The sequence below is a fragment of the Pseudoalteromonas aliena genome, assembly GCF_038155085.1.
GTDB classification, from domain to species: domain Bacteria; phylum Pseudomonadota; class Gammaproteobacteria; order Enterobacterales; family Alteromonadaceae; genus Pseudoalteromonas; species Pseudoalteromonas aliena_A.
Window position 1 is genome coordinate 108399 of sequence record NZ_JBAKAU010000005.1, and the last position, 19335, is coordinate 127733.

A 19335-nucleotide genomic window follows, 5' to 3' on the forward strand; every position below is an offset into this window, starting at 1 on the left:
CCTTAGGCTCCTTTTTTTATAATTAATTTAATCGAGTTAGGGAAAATTGTTGAACTTTAATTAGGTTATCCCCATATACTTGAGTAATCTTTAAAATAAATGAAGTGCGAAGAGAAACTATAATGACGCTTGAGAGAACCGACCGAGTCGAAATCCCAGTCCTTGCACTGCGCGATGTTGTGGTATACCCGCACATGGTGATCCCGCTTTTTGTTGGCCGTGAAAAATCAATAAAATGCCTAGAAGCGGCAATGGACAAAGACAAACAAATTTTCTTAGTTGCACAAAAAGATGCAACTGTAGATGAACCAGAGCAAGATGATATTTATCGTATCGGTACTATTGCCACTGTACTTCAGTTATTAAAATTACCAGATGGTACAGTTAAAGTTTTAGTTGAAGGTACACAACGCGCACAAATTGAAGAATTTGTAGATAACGATGACTTTTTTATTGCTAATGCCCAATTTATTGAATCTGATTCGGTAGACGAGCAAGAGCAAGATATATTTATTCGCAGCGCTATTAGTCAGTTTGAAGGCTATGTAAAACTAAACAAAAAGATTCCACCAGAAGTATTAACCTCTGTTTCAGGTATTGATGAGCCAGCACGACTTGCTGACACAATGGCCGCGCATATGCCGCTTAAAGTACCTGAAAAACAAAAAGTGCTCGAAATTTCAAGTGTCACAGAACGTCTTGAATATTTAATGGCATTAATGGAAGGCGAAATAGACTTACTGCAAGTTGAGAAGAAAATTCGTACCCGTGTTAAAAAGCAGATGGAAAAATCTCAGCGCGAGTATTACCTCAATGAGCAAATGAAAGCTATTCAAAAAGAACTTGGTGAGCTTGATGATGTGCCTGATGAATTTGAAGCGCTTAAAAAACGTATTGAAGATTCTGGCATGCCTGATGAAGCTAAAGAAAAGGCAACTACAGAGCTCAATAAGCTTAAAATGATGTCGCCAATGTCTGCAGAAGCGACTGTAGTGCGTTCATACATAGATACATTAATTAATGTGCCATGGAAAAAACGCTCTAAAGTGAAAAAAGACTTAGCAGGCGCACAAAAAATTCTTGATAGCGATCACCACGGCTTAGATAAAGTAAAAGAACGTATTATAGAGTACCTCGCGGTACAACAGCGTACTAATAAGCTCAAAGGGCCTATTCTATGTTTAGTGGGTCCTCCAGGTGTTGGTAAAACATCTCTTGGGCAATCTATTGCGCGTTCTACTGGTCGTAAGTATGTTCGTATGGCACTTGGCGGCGTACGTGATGAAGCCGAGATTCGTGGCCATCGTCGTACTTACATTGGTTCTATGCCAGGCAAGCTAATTCAAAACATGTCTAAAGTGGGCGTTAAAAACCCATTATTCTTGTTAGATGAAATTGATAAGATGTCATCAGACATGCGCGGTGACCCAGCATCAGCATTATTAGAGGTGCTTGATCCGGAACAAAATAGTCATTTTGCTGATCACTATCTCGAAGTCGATTACGATTTATCTGACGTTATGTTTGTAGCTACATCAAACAGCTTTAATATTCCAGGCCCATTATTGGACCGTATGGAAGTTATTCGCTTATCGGGTTACACCGAAGATGAAAAGCTAAACATTGCAAAAGAGCACCTTATTACTAAGCAAGTTAAACGTAATGGCTTAAAAGACAACGAGGTAGTAATAGAAGATAGCGCTATTATTGGCATTATTCGTTATTACACGCGTGAAGCGGGTGTACGTAATCTAGAACGTGAAATATCTAAACTGTGCCGTAAAGCCGTTAAAAATATCTTACTTGAGAAAGACACTAAAATAGTGACTATCAATCAAGATAATCTAGAAGACTTTTTAGGTGTGCAGCGCTTTGACTATGGTAAAGCTGAAGATGGCGACCGTATTGGTCAAGTAACTGGTTTAGCATGGACAGAAGTTGGTGGCGACTTGCTAACAATTGAATGTGCGGCAGTGCCAGGTAAAGGCAAGTTAAGTTATACAGGTTCTCTTGGCGATGTAATGCAAGAGTCGATTCAGGCTGCGATGACGGTTGTGCGTAATCGAGCAGATACTTTTCGTATTAATAGCGACTTTTATGAAAAACGTGATATTCACGTACACGTACCTGAAGGCGCAACACCTAAAGATGGTCCAAGTGCCGGTGCAGCGATGGTAACAGGTTTAGTATCGAGCTTAACAGGTAACCCCGTTAAAGCTGATGTAGCAATGACAGGTGAGATTACGCTGCGTGGTGAAGTACTGCCTATTGGTGGTTTAAAAGAGAAACTACTTGCTGCACACCGCGGTGGAATTAAAACAGTCATCATTCCAAAAATTAACGAACGTGACTTAAAAGAGATCCCAGACAACGTGCTGGCAGGTCTTGATGTTCACCCTGTTACGTGGATTGATGAAGTATTAAAGTTAGCTTTAGTACACCCTGTTGAGAGTTTTTCAGTCGAAACACCGAAAAAACAATAAAAAACCCAAAAAAAGTGCTTTTTAGGGCTTTTCAAATCTAAACGGTATGATAAGTTAAGCACTGGTTTTCAAGCCTAGCCCTTATGGGGCCTAGGCTTAAGAAAAATATAATCATGTGAGCATTAATAGTTTGCTCTAAAATTTTCAAAAAAGTGATGTTAGTTTAAAAAACCATCGCTCTTGATAATAACAATGAAAGAGGATGATATTGTGAATAAATCTCAATTAATCGATCAAATCGCAGCTGACGCTGACATTTCTAAAGCGGCTGCAGGTCGTGCACTAGATTCATTCATCAGCTCTGTGTCTGGCGCGCTAAAGGATGGCGACTCAGTTGCACTTGTAGGTTTTGGTACTTTCTCAGTCCGTGAGCGTGCTGCACGTTCAGGCCGTAACCCACAAACTGGTGAAACAATTCAAATTGCTGCGGCTAATATTCCAGCTTTTAAAGCCGGTAAAGCGCTTAAAGACGCAGTAAACTAATCACTGTTTTAAACACATTAGTTATGGCGAATGTAAAGTTACTGATTCACCACAACAGATGAATTAAGTAACTTTACCGCCAGTTACTTCAAGTGAAAAAGCGTATCTGGTAAGATACGCTTTTTTTACATGTGACAAGGTAAAATACCTTGATCAAAAAGAGATAAACAAATGCTTGAGAAAATCAGAGAAGGTTCGCAAGGGCCTGTAGCCAAAATAATTTTAGGCGCGGTGATTTTATCTTTTGCCTTAGCTGGGATCGGTAGTTACTTAGGTCAAACCACAGAACAACCCGTTGCTGAAGTAAATGGAATTAAAATTAGTCAAACCGATTTTAACCGTGCTTATCAAAACGAACGTAGCCGTTTAGAGCAACAATTTGGTGAATACTTTACACAAATTGCAGCTGATCCAAATTATATGGCGCAAATACGTCAAGGTGTAGTTGACCGCTTAGTACAACAAGAATTGCAATCACAGCTAGCGGCTGATTTAGGCCTTCGCGTAAGCGACGAGAGTGTACGTAAAACAATTTTAGAACTACCGTACTTTCAAATTGGCGAAAAATTCAATAACGACCGCTATCTACAAGTAATTCGTCAAATGAACTTTCAGCCAGATGCTTTTCGTGAATACTTGCGTAAAGACATGACACGTAGTCAGTTAGTATCAGCTGTTGCTGGTACAGACTTTGCCCTTGAGAGCGAGCTGAAAAGTGCAATCGCTCTTCAGCAGCAAACTCGCAATATTGATTATGTAGTTATAAACAAAGAGACACTTGCCGCAAACGTTGCAGTAGCAGATCAAGAAGTATCTGATTACTACGATCTAAACGCATCTCAATTTTTATCACCAGAGCTTATTTCAGTAAGTTACATTGAGCTTAAAGCATCAGATATTAATATTGAATCGGTAACAGAAGATGACGTTAAGGCGTATTACGAGCAAAATAAAGCACAATATGTTGAGCCAGAAAAGCGCCGTGTATCACACATCTTAATTGATAACAGTGAAGATGATGATGCTGCAAAAGAAAAGGCCAATGCACTTCATGCGCAATTAGAGCAAGGTGCAGATTTTGCTGAATTAGCAGAATCATCATCTGACGATATCGTTAGTGGTGAAATGGGCGGCGATCTTGAGTGGATTGAACGTGATGTAATGGACCCTGCATTTGAGGACGCGGCTTTCGCACTTCAAAACAAAGGTGATATTTCTGATGTTGTTGCTTCTGAGTTTGGTTATCACATAATTAAACTTACGGACATTCAACCTGAGCAAGTTAAAGCGTATGACGATGTTAAAGCTGACTTACGTGCTGAATTAGAACAAGCTGAAAAAATAGATGCATTCTACGAAAAGCAAACTGAAATGGGCGCACTTGCATTTGAAATTTCAGACCGCTTAGACGATGCAGCAGAAGTTGCTGAAGTGGAAGTTAAATCTACACCTCTTTTAGCTCTTAATGCTTTACCAGAGCCGTTAAACAGCCCTGCCGTTATAACAGCTCTAACATCAGTTGATTTACTTGAAGATAAAGTAAACTCTGAAGTTATTGAGCTTGGTGATGAGCATGCAATAGTTGTTCGTATTAATGAACATAAACCTGCTGCTACTAAGCCGTTAGACGAAGTAAGCGAGGAAATTAAAGCGCGTTTAATTAATGAAAAATCATCTGAGCTTGCTAAGGAAAAAGCGCGTAGCTTATTTGCAGAAGTGCAAGCAGGTAAGAGCTTAAATGATGTAGCTGACGAGCAAGGTTTAGCAATTCGCCAAGAAACGCAGTTAACACGTCAAAGCTACACGGTTTCACCTGCTGTTGTGACTCAAGCATTTAAAATGGCTCACCCAACAGATTCTGCGGTAGTTGATATTGTAGATTTGAATAATGGTGATGCAGCAATCGTTGCGCTTAAGTCGGTAACAGATGCGCAAGTTGCAGCTAACATTGACCCTCAAGCAAAACAAAGCATTACTATGGCGCAAGCTAATAAAAACTATATGGTATTTATTGAAGCGCTTAAAGCCAATGCTGAGCTTAACTTACCAACGGCTACACAAACTGTTGAGTAATTAATTTTAGCTCATAAAGAAAGGCGCTTTTAGAGCGCCTTTTTATTGTCTTGCATAAAATTGGTATTAATTACTTCTGGCAATAAACTCAATCCTATTGCCGCTAGGCTCCCTTATCATCATATGTTGGGTTGGGCCTTTACCTAAGTTTTCGGGCGCAAACTCTATAATAATATTATTTTGTATTTTTAAGTGCTCATGTAGTTCGCTTAACTTTTTGATACTTTCAACGCTGAGTGCTAAATGGTGTAAACCTACATTTTCAGATCGATTAAACTCCACTCGTTTTGTATCGTCTTTCACTCGCCATAATGTAATGGTTATTTTATTGTTTGATAAAAAATAAGCGGGATAGGTAGGGTCATTTCCTAGCATTTTAAAGCCAAGTACATCAGTAAAAAATGCTTTGGATGCGTCTAAGTTTGATACGGTTAAACCTAAATGATCAACTCCACTAACCCAATTTTTAATCTTGTTTGGTGTATCAGCGATAGCTGAGGCCGATAGAAAGAGTAAGGGTGAAAGACTAAGTAATAACTTTTTTTTAAGCATGAGGTCTCTTGTTAATTAAATACAATTAACAAGAAGACCCATTTAAATGCGGTTTCCTAACAAAAAAATTAGATATTTATAATCTGGTTTAGCAGCTCAATAAACGCTGCGTTACTTTTGATTGAGGGTTTTGAAATACATCTCCAGTAGGGCCGTATTCAACCACTTCGCCTTTGTCGAGCACAACCACGAAATCACTGATGTGACGTACTAAACTTAAATGATGAGTGATCATCACATACGTAAGGCCTGTGTCGCGCTGCAGCTTAAGTAACAAATTTACTATTTGCGCCCGTATAGAAGGGTCTAAAGACGAAACAGCTTCATCGAGCACGATTACCTTAGGATCTAATATTAATGCACGTGCAAACGCTACACGCTGCAATTGCCCTACACTAAACATGTGTGGATAGTAATGCTTATGGTCGATTAGCAAACCGACTTTAGAAAGCGTTACATCTATTTTTATATCACGTTCAGTATTATTAAACTCGGTATTGTATTGCAAGCAATCATCAAGCATTTCGCCAATGGTTAAACCTGGGTTAAGTGATGCGGATGAATCTTGAAAAATCATGCGAATATGGCGACATTGATTATCACGTACGCCATTGTCTTCTATAATATTATTTTCGAGCAAAATTTGCCCGCTATCAGCACTATCAGCCCCTGAAAGTAGTTTTGCTAATGTACTTTTACCAGCCCCAGTTTCACCAATTATGGCAATACTTTCACCTTTTCCTACACAAAATGATATATTTTTAAGCACGTCAAATTTTTTCCGTGAAAAAAGTCCAGCCCGTACATTAAATGTTTTGGATAATGCTTGTACTTTTAACAGTGGTTGCATTATTTCATTTCCTTAATTAATGGGAAATGGCAAGCGTAACTATGTCCGTGGCTCTTAGTTAGAGAGGGAGTTACTACGCAAGCCTTTTGTGCTTGTGGGCAACGAGGCCCGAGGCGGCAGCCAATAGGCAAGTGTTGTAGAGTAGGGATAGTCCCTTTAAGTGCGTAAAAGGGTTCTTTGTGCGCTAAACCTTGCTCATAATCAGGTAGGCTTTTTAATAGAGCTTGAGTGTATGGGTGACGAGGTTGCTTAAATATTTGATGAGTAGGGCCTGCTTCTACCATTTGGCCGCAATATAAAACATGGATACCATGAGACCAATGGGCAATTTCTTCAAGTTCATGAGAAATCATCAAGATAGACATGTTTTTAAGTTGGTTTAAGCTTTTTAGTAATCTAAAAACTTGCGCGCGGGTGGTACTTTCAAGCGCTGTAGTTGGTTCATCAGCTATTAATAGCTTAGGCGTGCGAGCAATGGCCATAGCAATCATTACTTTTTGGCATACACCTTCAGAAAGTTCATGTGGATAACTATCAAGCACTGTTTCATGATTTTTAATGCCCACTTTATGTATAAGCGCTTTTACCCGGTCTTTTCTCTCGCGGTTACGCTTTAAAAAGAAGCCTTTGCGAACTACTTCAGGGAGAGTTTCGGCAATCTGGTCAAATATTTTGGCTGTAGGGTCAAGGCAACGACTAGGATCTTGATAGATCATCGCTATATCTTGGCTCACTATTTTACGGCGCTGTTCAGGAGTTAACCGCATTAAGTCTAGACCGCGCCAATGAATGCGATCTGCTGTTATATCCCAGCGTTCATTTAACACACCAATAATTGCCTTTGCGATCAAACTTTTACCAGAGCCAGACTCGCCCACAAGCGCATGCACTTCGCCTTCTTTTAAGCTAAAACTTACCCTGTCTACGGCTCTAATTACCGTCTCAGAAGTGCGCAGCTCGATAGTCAGATTTCGAACATCTAGTAATTGCATTTAATCAGCCTTACGTTCTTTTAATACCTGTCGCAGCCCGTCACCTACTAAGTTCGTTGATAGTACTGCTAAGAATAACAGTACGCCTGGTAACGCGACTGTCCAAGGTGCTAAATAAATTAAGCCAAGGTTTTCGGCTAAAATTGCCCCCCACTCTGTAGTAGGGGGCTGAGCGCCTAACTTTAAAAAGCCTAATGCAGATATATCTAATATAGCTGTAGAAAGCGCCATCGTGAATATAACCACAATATGTTCGTAAATATTAGGGAATATGCCGCGTGATATGATATGCCAATTAGAAGCCCCATCGAGCTTAAAGGCAGTTATATAGTCTTTATTTAATTCCGCAACAATTAGATTTCTGATTGAGTGAATAAATTGTGGAAGTAGGGCTAAAATAATTGCCCAAACTGTATTCATTAAACCTGGACCGAGTATAGCAATTATTATTATTGCTAATAATAAAGAGGGGATGGAAAGCGTTATATCAAGTAAATGATTTAAGAAGCTTGAGCGTAATCCACGGCTGATACCTGCAAAAGTACCTACTAAAACTCCAATAATAGTAGTTAACAAGGCGGCTATGACAGAAAGACCAAACGTATAAGTTGCACCGTTCATTAAACGTGAGAGTACATCGCGACCTAAGTCATCGGTGCCTAAAATAAAGCGTACATCGCCCATTTCTCGCCATGATGGTGGTATGAGTAGTGCATCACTATGCTGTTGGTTTACACCATACGGGGCTAAAAATGGCGCAGTGGTGGCTAACAACGCAAACGCCATAAATATCCATAAACCAACTAAAGCTGGGTGGTTATTTTTAAATTTTCGCCAAAATCGCGCAAGTGGCGATTTATTCGACTCTTCAGAAAATAAATTAAACTTTGCCATGAGCCTGATTCCGCGAAAGTGGATCGAATAAAGTATAAGTAAGTTCAGCTGTTATAGTTGCTACAATAACAAATAGAGATACTGCCATTAAACCACCTTGAATTGCAGGAAAGTCTCGCTGGTAAATACTATCGATTAACCATCGACCAATACCCGGCCAAGAAAAAATAACTTCGGTTATCATTGCAAGCGTTATTAGCGTACTAAATTGCAAACCTATTTGTTTAATTACCGGCAGTAATGCATTACGCAATGCATGGTGTATGATAAGTTGACGGCGGTTAAGGCCTTTTGCCCTTGCTGTTTTAATAAAGTTTTGATCCATTACTTTAAGCATAGACTCGCGAGTAAAGCGCACTAACACCGTGGTTGGGTACATGGCCAGGACAATAGTAGGGAGTGTTAAATGGCGCAGTGCATCAACAAAGGCCATTCCTTTGTATGGAAATCCAGCGAGAGCAATATCAATTAATATAAACCCAGTACTGGCGGGTATTTCGTAAAGAAGGCCCATTCTGCCCGACATGGGAAACCAGCCAAGCTTTAACGAAAAAACCATTATTAACAACAATGCGAGCCAAAACACAGGCATTGAATAACCTACCATAGTGACAGAGTTTATAAGTTTGTCGGGCCAGCGTTTATGATAGCCGGATCCTAAAATGCCAGTAGGTACACCAATAACAACCGATACAATTAATGCATATACGCTTAGCTCTAAAGTAGCCGGTAGTAAGTCAATAATGTGGCTAAACACGCTGTTACCAGAGGCAAACGAAAGCCCCCAATCGCCTTGAAATATTCTCCCTAAAAAGGCAATGTATTGCATAAAGTAATTGCTGTTGTATAAATATTTGCCTTCAAGCTCACTATGCTGTGCAAAGTTACCACTTGGTATGCCACTTAAATTACTTAATGGATCACCGGGAAATAAATACGCCAGTGAAAACGTAAATACGCTGAGCATTAGTATCATAAAAAAGAACAAGCCAAGGCGACGTAAAATATAATCAAAGATCATTATTTCTTCCTCGCATTAGCAAGCGAAATAGCTCCAAACGGGCCAAGTGTTATGCCTTCTACATCAGCGCTACTTGCTTGAAAGCGCAAGCCATGAGCAATAGGCAATAACGGCAACTCTTTAATAATTAAGCTTTGTGCGTCTTCGTAGTATTTTTTACGTTTGTTTAAATCAGTGGTGTCTAGTGCTTTAGTAAGCAATAAATCAAATTGGGGATCACACCAGTTTGCTGGGTTTTTGCCACTAAAAGTAGCAGTGCAACTCAGCAGCGGGCTAAAAAAGTTATCAGGGTCGGGTGTATCTGCGGCCCAACCAAGTAATACGCTGTCGTGCCTATGTTCGCCAATACGCTGAATAAACGTATTCCATTCATATTCTACAATACTTACATTAACGCCTACTTTGCGTAAATCACTTTGCATGAGCTCAGCCATTTTACGTGCGTTAGGGTTATAAATACGACTCACAGGCATAGCCCATATCGTCATATCAAAGCCATTAGGTAAGCCTGCTTCAATAAGTAACTTTTTAGCAAGTTCAGGATCAAACGTAGGTATATCTTCTTGTGGCTCAAATGCCCAAGAAGTTGGCGGCAAAATAGATTGTGCGCGAGTACCGTTACCGTAATAAACTGCCTGCATTATTTTATCTACATCTATTGCATGCGCAAGAGCTTGGCGTACGCGTAAGTCGTCAAATGGAGCACGCTCTGTATTAAAAGCCCAATAACCTACGTTTAAGTTCGTTTCTTTTTCGACGTTTATATCATCACGTTGCGCTAAAATGCTCAATTGCGCACTACTTGGATGAGCCGTTACATCGCACTCTTTAGTTAGCATTTTTGCTATACGCGTAGTGCCGTTAGGGGTTATATCGTAAACCAATTGTTCAAGTGCAACGTCATGCTTCCAATACAGTGGATTACGGTAAAAGCGCACAAGGTGATCTCGGCGATACTCTTTATAAATATATGGACCGGTACCGATTGGGTACTGATCAAATAAGTTTTCTTGATTGTTTTTCTTAAGTTTCATGGCGTATTCTTCTGAGAGCACCACAGCAAAGTCGGTAGCCATATTGGCCAAAAAGCTACTCTCAGGATTAAACAATTCAAAACGCACTTGGTAGTCAGACACGCGCACAATTTTACGAATGAGTTGATCAATCCCTACACTTTGAAAATACGGGTAATTGGCATCACCCACAAAGTGATATGGATTGTATACATCAAATAATCGGCTAAAGCTGAATATAACGTCGTCGGCGTTAAAGTCCCGCGATGGGGTAAAATAAGACGTTGTATGAAACTTTACATCTTTACGCAAGGTAAAGGTAACCGATTTACCATCTTTGCTAATTTTCCAATCGGTCGCCAGCTCACTTTGAAACTCTGCCGTAACAGGGTCAATGCTAATTAAGCGGTCGTATAATTGGTTAGCAATTATATCAATAGTTGAACCGGTGGTCGTGACTTGCGGATTAAACGACACAGGGTTAGCTTCAGCGCAATAAACTAAGCCTTGGTTTTTTTCTTCTATGATTTCTTCTTTGCTATCAAGGCAACCAACTAAAGTGGTGGTAAGCAAAACAAGTAATAATTTATGCACCCGCATAACCTCTGACTATTGTTGATCCAACAAGTTGTATTTTTTAAGATAACCACGTAGTTGATGATACGTTAAACCAAGTACTTCTGCAGTTTTCTTTTGATTAAATTGGCTATGTTCGAGTGCTTTATTAATCATGTTTATTTCAAAGTCGTTTGAACGCTCTTTTAAGCTGCACGGAAATTGAATATCAACGGCTGAATCATTGCTTGTTTGAGTAATCGGCGGCGCAACAACAATAGGCTCTGCATTAACAGTTTGAGCCGCTACAGGTGCTTTAATACGCGCTTTTGGTCTGAATGGGCTATCGAATGGGTCTAAAATAATCTGGTGAACGGGAATATGTTCACTACCGTGGCGATACAAACTGCGTTCAACCACATTTTTAAGTTCACGAATATTACCAGGCCAGTCATAACTAAGCAGTGTTTCTGTTGCGCTTCGGGTAAAACCGCTAAACAGTTCCCACTCTAAATCGCGCGCCATGTTCATCGCAAACTGCTCAGCAAGAAGCATAATATCGTCTTGGCGTTCGCGCAGTGGTGGCAGGGTAATTACATCAAAGGCAAGGCGATCGAGTAAATCACTTCTAAATTCACCTTGCTCGGCCAAATAAGGAAGATCTTCGTTTGTCGCACACACTAAGCGGGTATCTACTTTTACAGTTTGTTTGCCGCCAACACGTTCAAACTCACCGTATTCTATAACGCGCAGCAGTTTTTCTTGTACCATAGCTGAGGTATTAGCTAATTCATCTAAAAACAGTGTGCCGCTGTTGGCGCGTTCAAAACGACCTTCGTGGCGTTTGCTTGCCCCCGTAAAAGCACCGCTTTCGTGGCCAAATAATTCACTTTCGAGTAGGTTTTCGTTAAGCGCTGCACAGTTAAGCTTTACGTAGTTTTGATCCCAGCGTTTTGATAAAAAGTGTAAGCGTGCTGCTATTAGCTCTTTACCTGTGCCGCGTTCACCAATAATAAGTACCGGTTTATCTAAATTAGCCAGTTGCGATACCTGATCTAATACAGACAGAAAGCTATCTGATTGGCCGAGTAAATTATCCTGTTGGCGATATTGGCTCATATTTCCTAACTCTTGGTCATTTTTACTAACAGTTAGTGTATTTCATAATTAGGGATAACTAAAGAAATTTGTATATTTAGTTTAACGTAATGAAAATAAAGTGTATTTTAACTTTTAAAAAGTTGGCAAGCATATTGATACTAGTTATACCAGACTAACTAAGTTTTAATTACAGAGGTAAATGTTATGGGAATTTTTTCACGTTTTGCAGATATTGTTAATTCTAATATCAACGCCATTTTAGATAAAGCAGAAGACCCAGAAAAAATGGTTCGTCTGATTATTCAAGAAATGGAAGATACGCTTGTTGAAGTACGTTCTACATCGGCTAAAACATTGGCTGAGAAAAAAGAAATCGTACGCCGCTTAGATACACTTAAAGCACAAGTAAGTGATTGGCAAGATAAAGCCGAGCTGGCTTTAAGTAAAGACCGCGACGATTTAGCGCGTTCAGCCCTACTTGAAAAGCAAAAGTCGGCAGATGCCGTTGCTTCAGTAGCGAGTGAGCTTGAACATGTAGAGTCTCATATTGAGAAATTACAGCAAGAAGTCACGACGCTACAAGAAAAGCTAGCAGATGCTAAATCTCGTCAAAAGGCAATTATACTTCGCCAACGTTCGGCTGAGTCGCGCCTTGAAGTGAAAAAGACACTTGATAGCTCAAAAGTAGAAGAAGCACTTAATCGCTTTGAACGTTACGAAACCAAAATTGATGGACTAGAATCTCAAATTGAGTCGTACGATTTAGGTAAAAAGACGTTAGCGGACGAAATTGCTAACCTACAAAAAAATGAAAAGATAGATGATGAGCTAGCCGAACTTAAAAAGAAGTTAGCTGATAAATAATTACATATAAAAATATATGGGGCCCATGTGCCCCAGCTTAAAAACATCAAAACGGATTGTCAGGAGAGGGTTATGTTTGATTCAGAGGTAATAATTGTACCATTTGTCATGTTTATGATTTTTGTTGCGCCACTGTGGTTAATTTTACACTACCGTAGCAAAAAACAAGTAAGCCAAGGTTTAAGTGAGCACGAACATCGCCAATTATTGGAGCTTGCACAAAAGGCTGAAAAAATGGCGGATCGATTAGAAACACTTGAAGCATTACTTGATCAAGAGTCACCACAATGGAGACGTAAAGTATGAGTGCCAAACGCGAATTATTAAGAGACCCACAACGCGGTAAAATAGCCGGTGTATGTGCGGGATTAAGTGACTACTTTAATATGGAGTTATGGTTAGTTCGCATTATATTTGTTAGTGCGGTACTGCTAACGGGTGGCCCATTATTTGTGGTAGCGTATATTGCAGCTTGGTTCATTTTAGATAAAAAAGAGCCAGCAACAGCGCAAACTAATAGCTCAACTAAAACTGACGATCCGCTAGAAGTAAAATTTAAAGTATGGCAAAAAGGCGAGCCACCGCGCCGCGCATTGCAAGATTTAAAAGAGCGTTTAACGCGTGTAGATACTCGCCTTCAAGATATGGAGCGCCATGTAACTTCAAGCGAGTTTACGGTGAGCCGTGAAATTAACAAACTTTAAAGGATTTCATAGCACCTTATTTGCAGCGTGATAAATTACGGCAAATTAGGTGCAAGACACTTTATGAGCCAATCATTTGCAAAAAAGACCTTTAAAAGTATTAAAGGCAAAGCACAAAAAGCCCTTCATCGCAGTTTAGACCAACACGTAAAGCTTGCCGTAACTGGCCTAAGTGGTAGTGGTAAAACAGCCTTTATTACCGCGCTTGTTAAACACTTAACAACCCAAGCGGACGATAAAAACTTACCTTTTTTTGATGTAATGCGCGAGCACCGCCATGTGGCCACTAAAGTTGTGCCGCAAGAGGCGTTAAAAGTCCCGACGTTTAATTATACCCGCGCGCTAAATTCATTATTACCAAGCGATGGGGTGCCTACATGGCCTGCATCTACCGAGCGGATTAATACTCTGCGCTTAGCAATAAAGTATCAAAGTAATGCAGGGCTGCGCGGCCACTTTTCGCCGCAATCAACGCTTTATTTAGATATTATTGACTACCCGGGTGAATGGCTCCTTGATTTACCTATGCTTGAGCAAAGCTATGCTCAGTGGTGCGAGCAGCAATATCCGTTATTAATTCAGCCTTCGCGCGTAAACACATCAAGTGATTTTTTAATGGCCGTTGAGCAACTTGACTTAAACGCTCCCGTTGATGAAAACGCACTTGCCCATATTGCTCAGCTTTATCAAAGCATGTTAGTAGGGCTTAAAAAAGACACCAAACTTGCCATGTTACAACCTGGGCGCATGCTTATGCCTGGAGACTTACAAGGCGCGCCATTGTTATTGTTTTTTCCGGTATCGGGTGAAATAAACAGTGACGATGTCGTTGCGGGTTCTAATTTAGCGCATTTAATTAAGCGTTTTAACGCCTATATAAAAGAAGTTGTAAAACCATTTTATAATGAGCATTTTAGACACTTCGATCGCCAAATCGTACTTGTAGATGTACTTAGTGCGCTAAATGAAGGGCACGAAACACTCCAAGAGCAAAGCAGTGTAATAAACCAATTACTCGCACACTTTAACTATGGTGAGTCAGGCTTTTTTAAACGCTTATTTAAGCCCAACATAGACAAAATATTATTTGCAGCTAATAAGTCAGATCACATAAGTGCAAAACACCATAAAGATTTAGCACTGTTACTTGATTCGCTCGTGCATGAGCAAAGTAATCATTTAAAGTTTGATGGTGTAAAAATAGAAACCATGGCCATGTCGTCAATTACAGCAACGCAGCCGCGGCAAATTACCGACAAAGGCCAAACGCTTGACTGCATTTACGGTAAACCATTACACGAGCTTGATTGGCTTACGTATTTACCGCCGCAACCTCCCTCGCGGATGCTTAATAAAAATGAGTGGCCAGCACAGGGATTTGAGTTTTTATCGTTCTCTCCAATGCCGAGCCCCGATAAGCAACTAAAACATATTCGATTAGATCATGTCATGCAGTACCTGCTAGGAGACAAATTAACATGAGTGAGTCAAACCAACCATTTCAAGCAGGGCGTCGTATAGATACGCAAAGCATTGAGCAAAACGAACCCGTTTTAGCACCTGCAAAAATTATTCACCACGGACAAAGTGATTACGAAGAACTTGAAGATGAAGCACTAGAGCCAGAAATAGATCTGGAACCTGTTTATAAAAAGTCAAAGTGGCAAACGCTTAAAGGTGTTTTTGCTCTTAGTTTTATAGTACTGGTGCTTTTAGAGTTTGCATATTCGTTATTATTTGCTTTCGAGCAGTCAATTATTTTAGGCAGTGTTTATTTAACAGCAGTTGTAAGTGGCGTGCTGCTAATAGGGCGCTTATTGTGGCGAGAGTACCGAATGTTGCGTAGTTTAAAGCGTAACCAGCTGCACCGAGTTGAAGCCGACAGGCTTTTAAACAGCGAGCAAGTAGGCGGTGCATTACCTTGGCTCGAAAAGCTCAATAAACATCAGGAGCTTGATAACTTTGAAACCTTTAAAAACCAAGTAGCGATGCATCACAGCGACAAAGAAATAATGACGCTGTACGCCAATAGTTTATTAATAACCCAGGACACCAAAGCTAAAAAGCTTATAAATCGTTTTGCGACTGAATCTGCACTGCTAGTTGCCCTAAGCCCACTTGCGCTGGTGGATATGATGGCTGTGCTTTGGCGCGGCACTAAGTTAATAGAACAAATTGGTAAAATTTACGGCATTGGTTTTGGTTACGCGAGCCGCATAAAGTTATACCGTATGCTGATAAAACAAGTAATGTTTGTAGGCAGTGCAGAGCTTGTATCTGACCTTGCTGCAACTGCACTAAGTGCTGAGCTTTTAGGTAAGCTTTCGGGACGAGCTGCGCAAGGGGTCAGTGCTGGTATTTTTACAGCGCGTATTGGTTACAAAGCAATGGAGCTTAGTCGCCCATTACCAAGGCTTGAAAACAAACGCAGCTTACTAAAAGGCACTGTGCAAAGCATCGCAGGTAAAATTATGAGCCGCAAAAAGGCGGAACCAACACACTAGATTAGCAGTGGCAATATTTGTGTACAAACGTGCGCTGCATGGTTTTTACACAAATAGCCATCTGAGCATCCGGCATGCTTGCTGTTTGTAAGCGCATACGTTTTGATTGTTGAATTGCAAAAACATAATAATCAAAAAAATGAGCCTACAATGAGCAAGCATCATATAAACACCCAGTGTATTCACGGACCACAAAAAGCAAACGACCCGCACGGCGCACTCACTTCTCCTTTGTATCAAACCTCTACCTTTCATTTTGAAAATGCCGCACAAGGTGCTGCGCGTTTTGCAGGCGACGAACCTGGCTATATTTATACGCGCTTAGGAAACCCTACAACCACAGAGCTTGAGCAAAAAGTTGCTCAACTAGAGAGCTGTGAAGCAGCAGCTGCAACCGCAACAGGTATGGGGGCTGTATCTGCCTCAGTACTGAGCTTTTTATCGCAAGGAGATCATCTTGTTGCCTCAAGTGCTTTGTATGGTTGTACCTTTGCATTTTTCTCGCATATGTTGCCGCGCTGGGGAATCGAAGTCACCTTTGTTGATATGACCAATGAGGACGAACTACGCGCTGCCATCAAACTTAATTCAAAAATGATATTTGTAGAAACGCCAATCAACCCCACTATGGCGGTTATTGATTTGGCACTCATTGGCGCAGTTGCTAAAGAGCACAACTTAATTAGTGTAGTCGACAACACCTTTTTAACGCCGCTACTGCAATCACCTAAAAAATACGGCATTGACATCATAATGCACAGTGCGACCAAGTACTTAAACGGCCACGGAGACGTAGTCGCGGGTATTGTATGTGGATCGCTTGAGCACATAACACACATTAAAATGACCGTACTAAAAGACATTGGTGCAACCATAAGCCCGCACGACGCGTGGCTAATTAACCGAGGCCTAAAAACACTCGCTATTAGAATAGAGCGCCATTGTCAAAGCGCACAAACAATAGCGCAATATCTAGAAGCGCATCCACAAGTAAGCATCGTATATTACCCGGGGCTTAAATCGCACCCTGGTTATAAGTTTATTGGTAACCAAATGCAAGCCGCTGGTGGTGTTATTGCGTTTGAAATAAAAGGCACGCTACAAGATGGCGCACAATTTATTGATAGTATGAAACTTTGTACACTTGCAGTAAGCCTCGGCGATGCTGAAACACTGATTCAGCATCCAGCTTCAATGACTCACTCACCTTATACGCCAGAGGAGCGAGCCGCCGCTGGAATAAGTGATGGGCTGATCAGGCTCTCGGTTGGGCTGGAAGATGTTAACGACATTATTAGTGATTTAAACCAAGCTTTTACTAAAATTGGTTAGGTGTATTTAATTGTATACACTTAAAAATAAGCTGCAGGCCTTTATTTAAAGGTCTGTATTTTTAATGTGCCATGAGTGTAATTTTAACTTTACGATCTAAGTGATCACACTAAATACTGATGTTAGCCTATCTATTAAACTTTTCTTCACTTTTGCATAGTATGGGGTCATTCGATATTCAACAGATTTGAGTATCACACTGACACCGATTTAGGGCTCACACCCAAGAAGGTACTTATGGCTAAAGCAAGTAAATACACATCCAAAACACCAGACGAAAATGGTGTTATACACTGGAGTGATGAAGAAAATAAAATTTGGTCTGAGCTTGTAGCGCGCCAACTTGCGTGCATTGAAGGCAAAGCCTGCAACGAGTACATGCAAGGGTTAAAAAAGATTAACCTGCCGCACAATCGTATTCCGCAGTTAAGCGAACTAAACGAAGTGTTGCTAGCCACTACCGGTTGGCAAGTTGCGCCAGTACCTGCGCTTATCGACTTTGATGAGTTTTTTAGATTACTAGCAAACAAGCAGTTTCCGGTAGCTACATTTATTCGTAGCCGCGAAGAGTTTGACTACCTACAAGAGCCAGATATTTTTCATGAAATATTTGGCCACTGTGCCATGCTGACTAATCCTGACTTTGCCGAGTTTACGCATAAGTACGGGCAATTAGGTTACGCAGCGCAGAAAAAGGACCGTGTATACCTTGCGCGTGTATACTGGTTTACGGTTGAATTTGGTTTAATGCAAACCGAACACGGTCTGCGTATTTACGGCGGCGGTATTTTATCAAGCCCAGGGGAGACTCAGTACGTATACTCAAACACGCCAGAAATTAGCCCAATGAATGTGCTTGATGTACTGCGTACGCCGTACCGTATTGATATTATGCAACCACAGTACTACACCATAAATTCGATTCATGATCTGTTTGATATATCGCAAATGGATATTATGACTTTGGTTGAGCGAGCTAAAGAGCTTGGTTTGCACGACCCAAAATTTCCACCAAAAGAAAAATTAGCCAGTTAAACATTAATGCTAAAAAAGCTAAAAGTAAGGATTTAGAATGTCTTCATTAAGTGCACAAAAATGCGAAGCCTGTCATGTAGATGCGCCAAAAGTATCTGACGAAGAGTTAGCACAATTAATTACTAAAATCCCAGATTGGGTACCAGAAGTACGCGACGGCATTATGCAGCTTGAGCGTGTTTATAAATTTAAAAACTTCAAACAGGCTATCGCGTTTACTAACAAAGTAGGCGACATGGCAGAAGACGAAGGCCATCACCCAGGTTTATTAACCGAGTGGGGCAAAGTAACCGTCACATGGTGGAGCCATTCAATTAAAGGCCTACATAAAAACGACTTTATTTGCGCAGCTAAAACAGACGACGTATTTAACGCGCTGTAAACTTTTTAAAGGTTTAACCTTCGCAACAAAAAGCCCGCTAAAGTTATTTAGCGGGTTTTTTATATACCGTCGTCACTGGCATTTATAGAAATTGAATGAACCTTTAGCTGTTTATCAGAAAACTTACTTTTAAGCATGTCGATGGTTTTTTCTTGTTGCCTACAAGGCGGACAGGGGCCTACATCTTCATCTATTGAGGTGTAAAACAACGTATACTTTTGCTGGGTAAAATCGGGCAACGTTGTTAATAGCTGCTCTAAATTACTTTTAATTAAATCAGAATCAGGATGGCTTTGTTTATTTTTAAAAATGGATAAAATATTTGGTAAATATTTATCAGAGTAATGTATCAATTCGCCTTTGCTGTTAAATAAAAGCATTTGCGGTGCGGTATTATTAATGGGCGATTTAACCATTTGGTAATGAGAGAAACTGTACTGCTCAGCGTATGTATTTCCGCCATATATAAGTAGTGTAGTCAGTAGTAATTTGTACAT

The 19335-nt window shown here is 40.4% G+C and carries 19 protein-coding genes; 11 read left to right on the forward strand and 8 right to left on the reverse strand.

Annotated elements, in window-relative coordinates; genetic code table 11:
• Nucleotides 1–122: 122 nt before the first annotated feature.
• From lon to V6260_RS07190, 3 genes are all read left to right on the forward strand, one after another.
• Complete coding sequence (lon, locus tag V6260_RS07180) at nucleotides 123–2483, forward strand: endopeptidase La (protein WP_341593372.1); 2361 nt, start codon at nucleotides 123–125, stop codon at nucleotides 2481–2483.
• A 192-nt stretch (nucleotides 2484–2675) separates the two neighbouring features.
• On the forward strand, nucleotides 2676–2966 hold the full coding sequence (locus V6260_RS07185; protein WP_341593374.1) for an HU family DNA-binding protein: 291 nt from the start codon (nucleotides 2676–2678) through the stop codon (nucleotides 2964–2966).
• A 171-nt stretch (nucleotides 2967–3137) separates the two neighbouring features.
• Nucleotides 3138–5039: a SurA N-terminal domain-containing protein gene (locus V6260_RS07190; RefSeq protein ID WP_341593376.1), complete on the forward strand. Its 1902-nt coding sequence runs from the start codon at nucleotides 3138–3140 to the stop codon at nucleotides 5037–5039.
• A 66-nt stretch (nucleotides 5040–5105) separates the two neighbouring features.
• On the opposite strand, the gene V6260_RS07195 is transcribed toward V6260_RS07190, so the two are convergent.
• The 7 genes from V6260_RS07195 to pspF form a co-directional block, all read right to left on the reverse strand.
• The gene (locus tag V6260_RS07195; RefSeq protein WP_341593377.1) at nucleotides 5106–5591 is read right to left on the reverse strand and encodes a VOC family protein; all 486 of its coding nucleotides are present in this window, start codon (nucleotides 5589–5591) and stop codon (nucleotides 5106–5108) included.
• An 88-nt stretch (nucleotides 5592–5679) separates the two neighbouring features.
• Nucleotides 5680–6441 (reverse strand): ATP-binding cassette domain-containing protein, encoded by a 762-nt coding sequence (locus V6260_RS07200; protein ID WP_341593378.1) that lies wholly within the window; start codon nucleotides 6439–6441, stop codon nucleotides 5680–5682.
• Nucleotides 6441–7433 (reverse strand): oligopeptide/dipeptide ABC transporter ATP-binding protein, encoded by a 993-nt coding sequence (locus V6260_RS07205; protein ID WP_341593379.1) that lies wholly within the window; start codon nucleotides 7431–7433, stop codon nucleotides 6441–6443. The genes V6260_RS07200 and V6260_RS07205 overlap by 1 nt, the downstream gene beginning before the upstream one ends.
• Nucleotides 7434–8327 (reverse strand): ABC transporter permease subunit, encoded by an 894-nt coding sequence (locus tag V6260_RS07210; protein ID WP_341593381.1) that lies wholly within the window; start codon nucleotides 8325–8327, stop codon nucleotides 7434–7436.
• Entirely contained in the window at nucleotides 8314–9348 is a 1035-nt protein-coding gene (locus tag V6260_RS07215) for an ABC transporter permease (RefSeq protein ID WP_341593382.1), read from the reverse strand. Before V6260_RS07215 ends, V6260_RS07210 begins: the two co-directional genes overlap by 14 nt.
• A complete protein-coding gene (locus V6260_RS07220; protein ID WP_341593384.1) occupies nucleotides 9348–10955 on the reverse strand; it encodes an ABC transporter substrate-binding protein in 1608 nt (535 codons plus the stop codon). Before V6260_RS07220 ends, V6260_RS07215 begins: the two co-directional genes overlap by 1 nt.
• A gap of 15 nt (nucleotides 10956–10970) precedes the next feature.
• The gene (pspF, locus tag V6260_RS07225) at nucleotides 10971–12035 is read right to left on the reverse strand and encodes a phage shock protein operon transcriptional activator (RefSeq protein WP_138488751.1); all 1065 of its coding nucleotides are present in this window, start codon (nucleotides 12033–12035) and stop codon (nucleotides 10971–10973) included.
• 186 nt (nucleotides 12036–12221) lie between these two features.
• Here pspF and pspA point away from each other — a divergent pair, with 186 nt between their 5' ends.
• The 8 genes from pspA (at nucleotide 12222) to V6260_RS07265 (ending at nucleotide 18838) form a co-directional block, all read left to right on the forward strand.
• Nucleotides 12222–12881: a phage shock protein PspA gene (gene pspA, locus V6260_RS07230; RefSeq protein ID WP_007376832.1), complete on the forward strand. Its 660-nt coding sequence runs from the start codon at nucleotides 12222–12224 to the stop codon at nucleotides 12879–12881.
• Between the two features lie 72 nt (nucleotides 12882–12953).
• Nucleotides 12954–13187, forward strand: coding sequence for an envelope stress response membrane protein PspB (pspB, locus tag V6260_RS07235; RefSeq protein ID WP_341593389.1), 234 nt, complete (start codon nucleotides 12954–12956; stop codon nucleotides 13185–13187).
• On the forward strand, nucleotides 13184–13585 hold the full coding sequence (pspC, locus tag V6260_RS07240; RefSeq protein WP_149591832.1) for an envelope stress response membrane protein PspC: 402 nt from the start codon (nucleotides 13184–13186) through the stop codon (nucleotides 13583–13585). The genes pspB and pspC overlap by 4 nt, the downstream gene beginning before the upstream one ends.
• A 63-nt stretch (nucleotides 13586–13648) precedes the next feature.
• Nucleotides 13649–15067, forward strand: a complete 1419-nt coding sequence (locus V6260_RS07245) for a YcjX family protein (RefSeq protein WP_341593390.1) — start codon at nucleotides 13649–13651, stop codon at nucleotides 15065–15067.
• The gene (locus tag V6260_RS07250) at nucleotides 15064–16089 is read left to right on the forward strand and encodes a YcjF family protein (RefSeq protein WP_341593391.1); all 1026 of its coding nucleotides are present in this window, start codon (nucleotides 15064–15066) and stop codon (nucleotides 16087–16089) included. The genes V6260_RS07245 and V6260_RS07250 overlap by 4 nt, the downstream gene beginning before the upstream one ends.
• A gap of 150 nt (nucleotides 16090–16239) precedes the next feature.
• A complete protein-coding gene (megL, locus tag V6260_RS07255; RefSeq protein WP_341593392.1) occupies nucleotides 16240–17421 on the forward strand; it encodes a methionine gamma-lyase in 1182 nt (393 codons plus the stop codon).
• A gap of 237 nt (nucleotides 17422–17658) precedes the next feature.
• Entirely contained in the window at nucleotides 17659–18456 is a 798-nt protein-coding gene (gene phhA, locus V6260_RS07260; protein WP_341593394.1) for a phenylalanine 4-monooxygenase, read from the forward strand.
• A 37-nt stretch (nucleotides 18457–18493) separates the two neighbouring features.
• Nucleotides 18494–18838 (forward strand): 4a-hydroxytetrahydrobiopterin dehydratase, encoded by a 345-nt coding sequence (locus tag V6260_RS07265; RefSeq protein ID WP_002958326.1) that lies wholly within the window; start codon nucleotides 18494–18496, stop codon nucleotides 18836–18838.
• A gap of 59 nt (nucleotides 18839–18897) precedes the next feature.
• On the opposite strand, the gene V6260_RS07270 is transcribed toward V6260_RS07265, so the two are convergent.
• Nucleotides 18898–19335 (reverse strand): hypothetical protein, encoded by a 438-nt coding sequence (locus V6260_RS07270; protein WP_341593397.1) that lies wholly within the window; start codon nucleotides 19333–19335, stop codon nucleotides 18898–18900.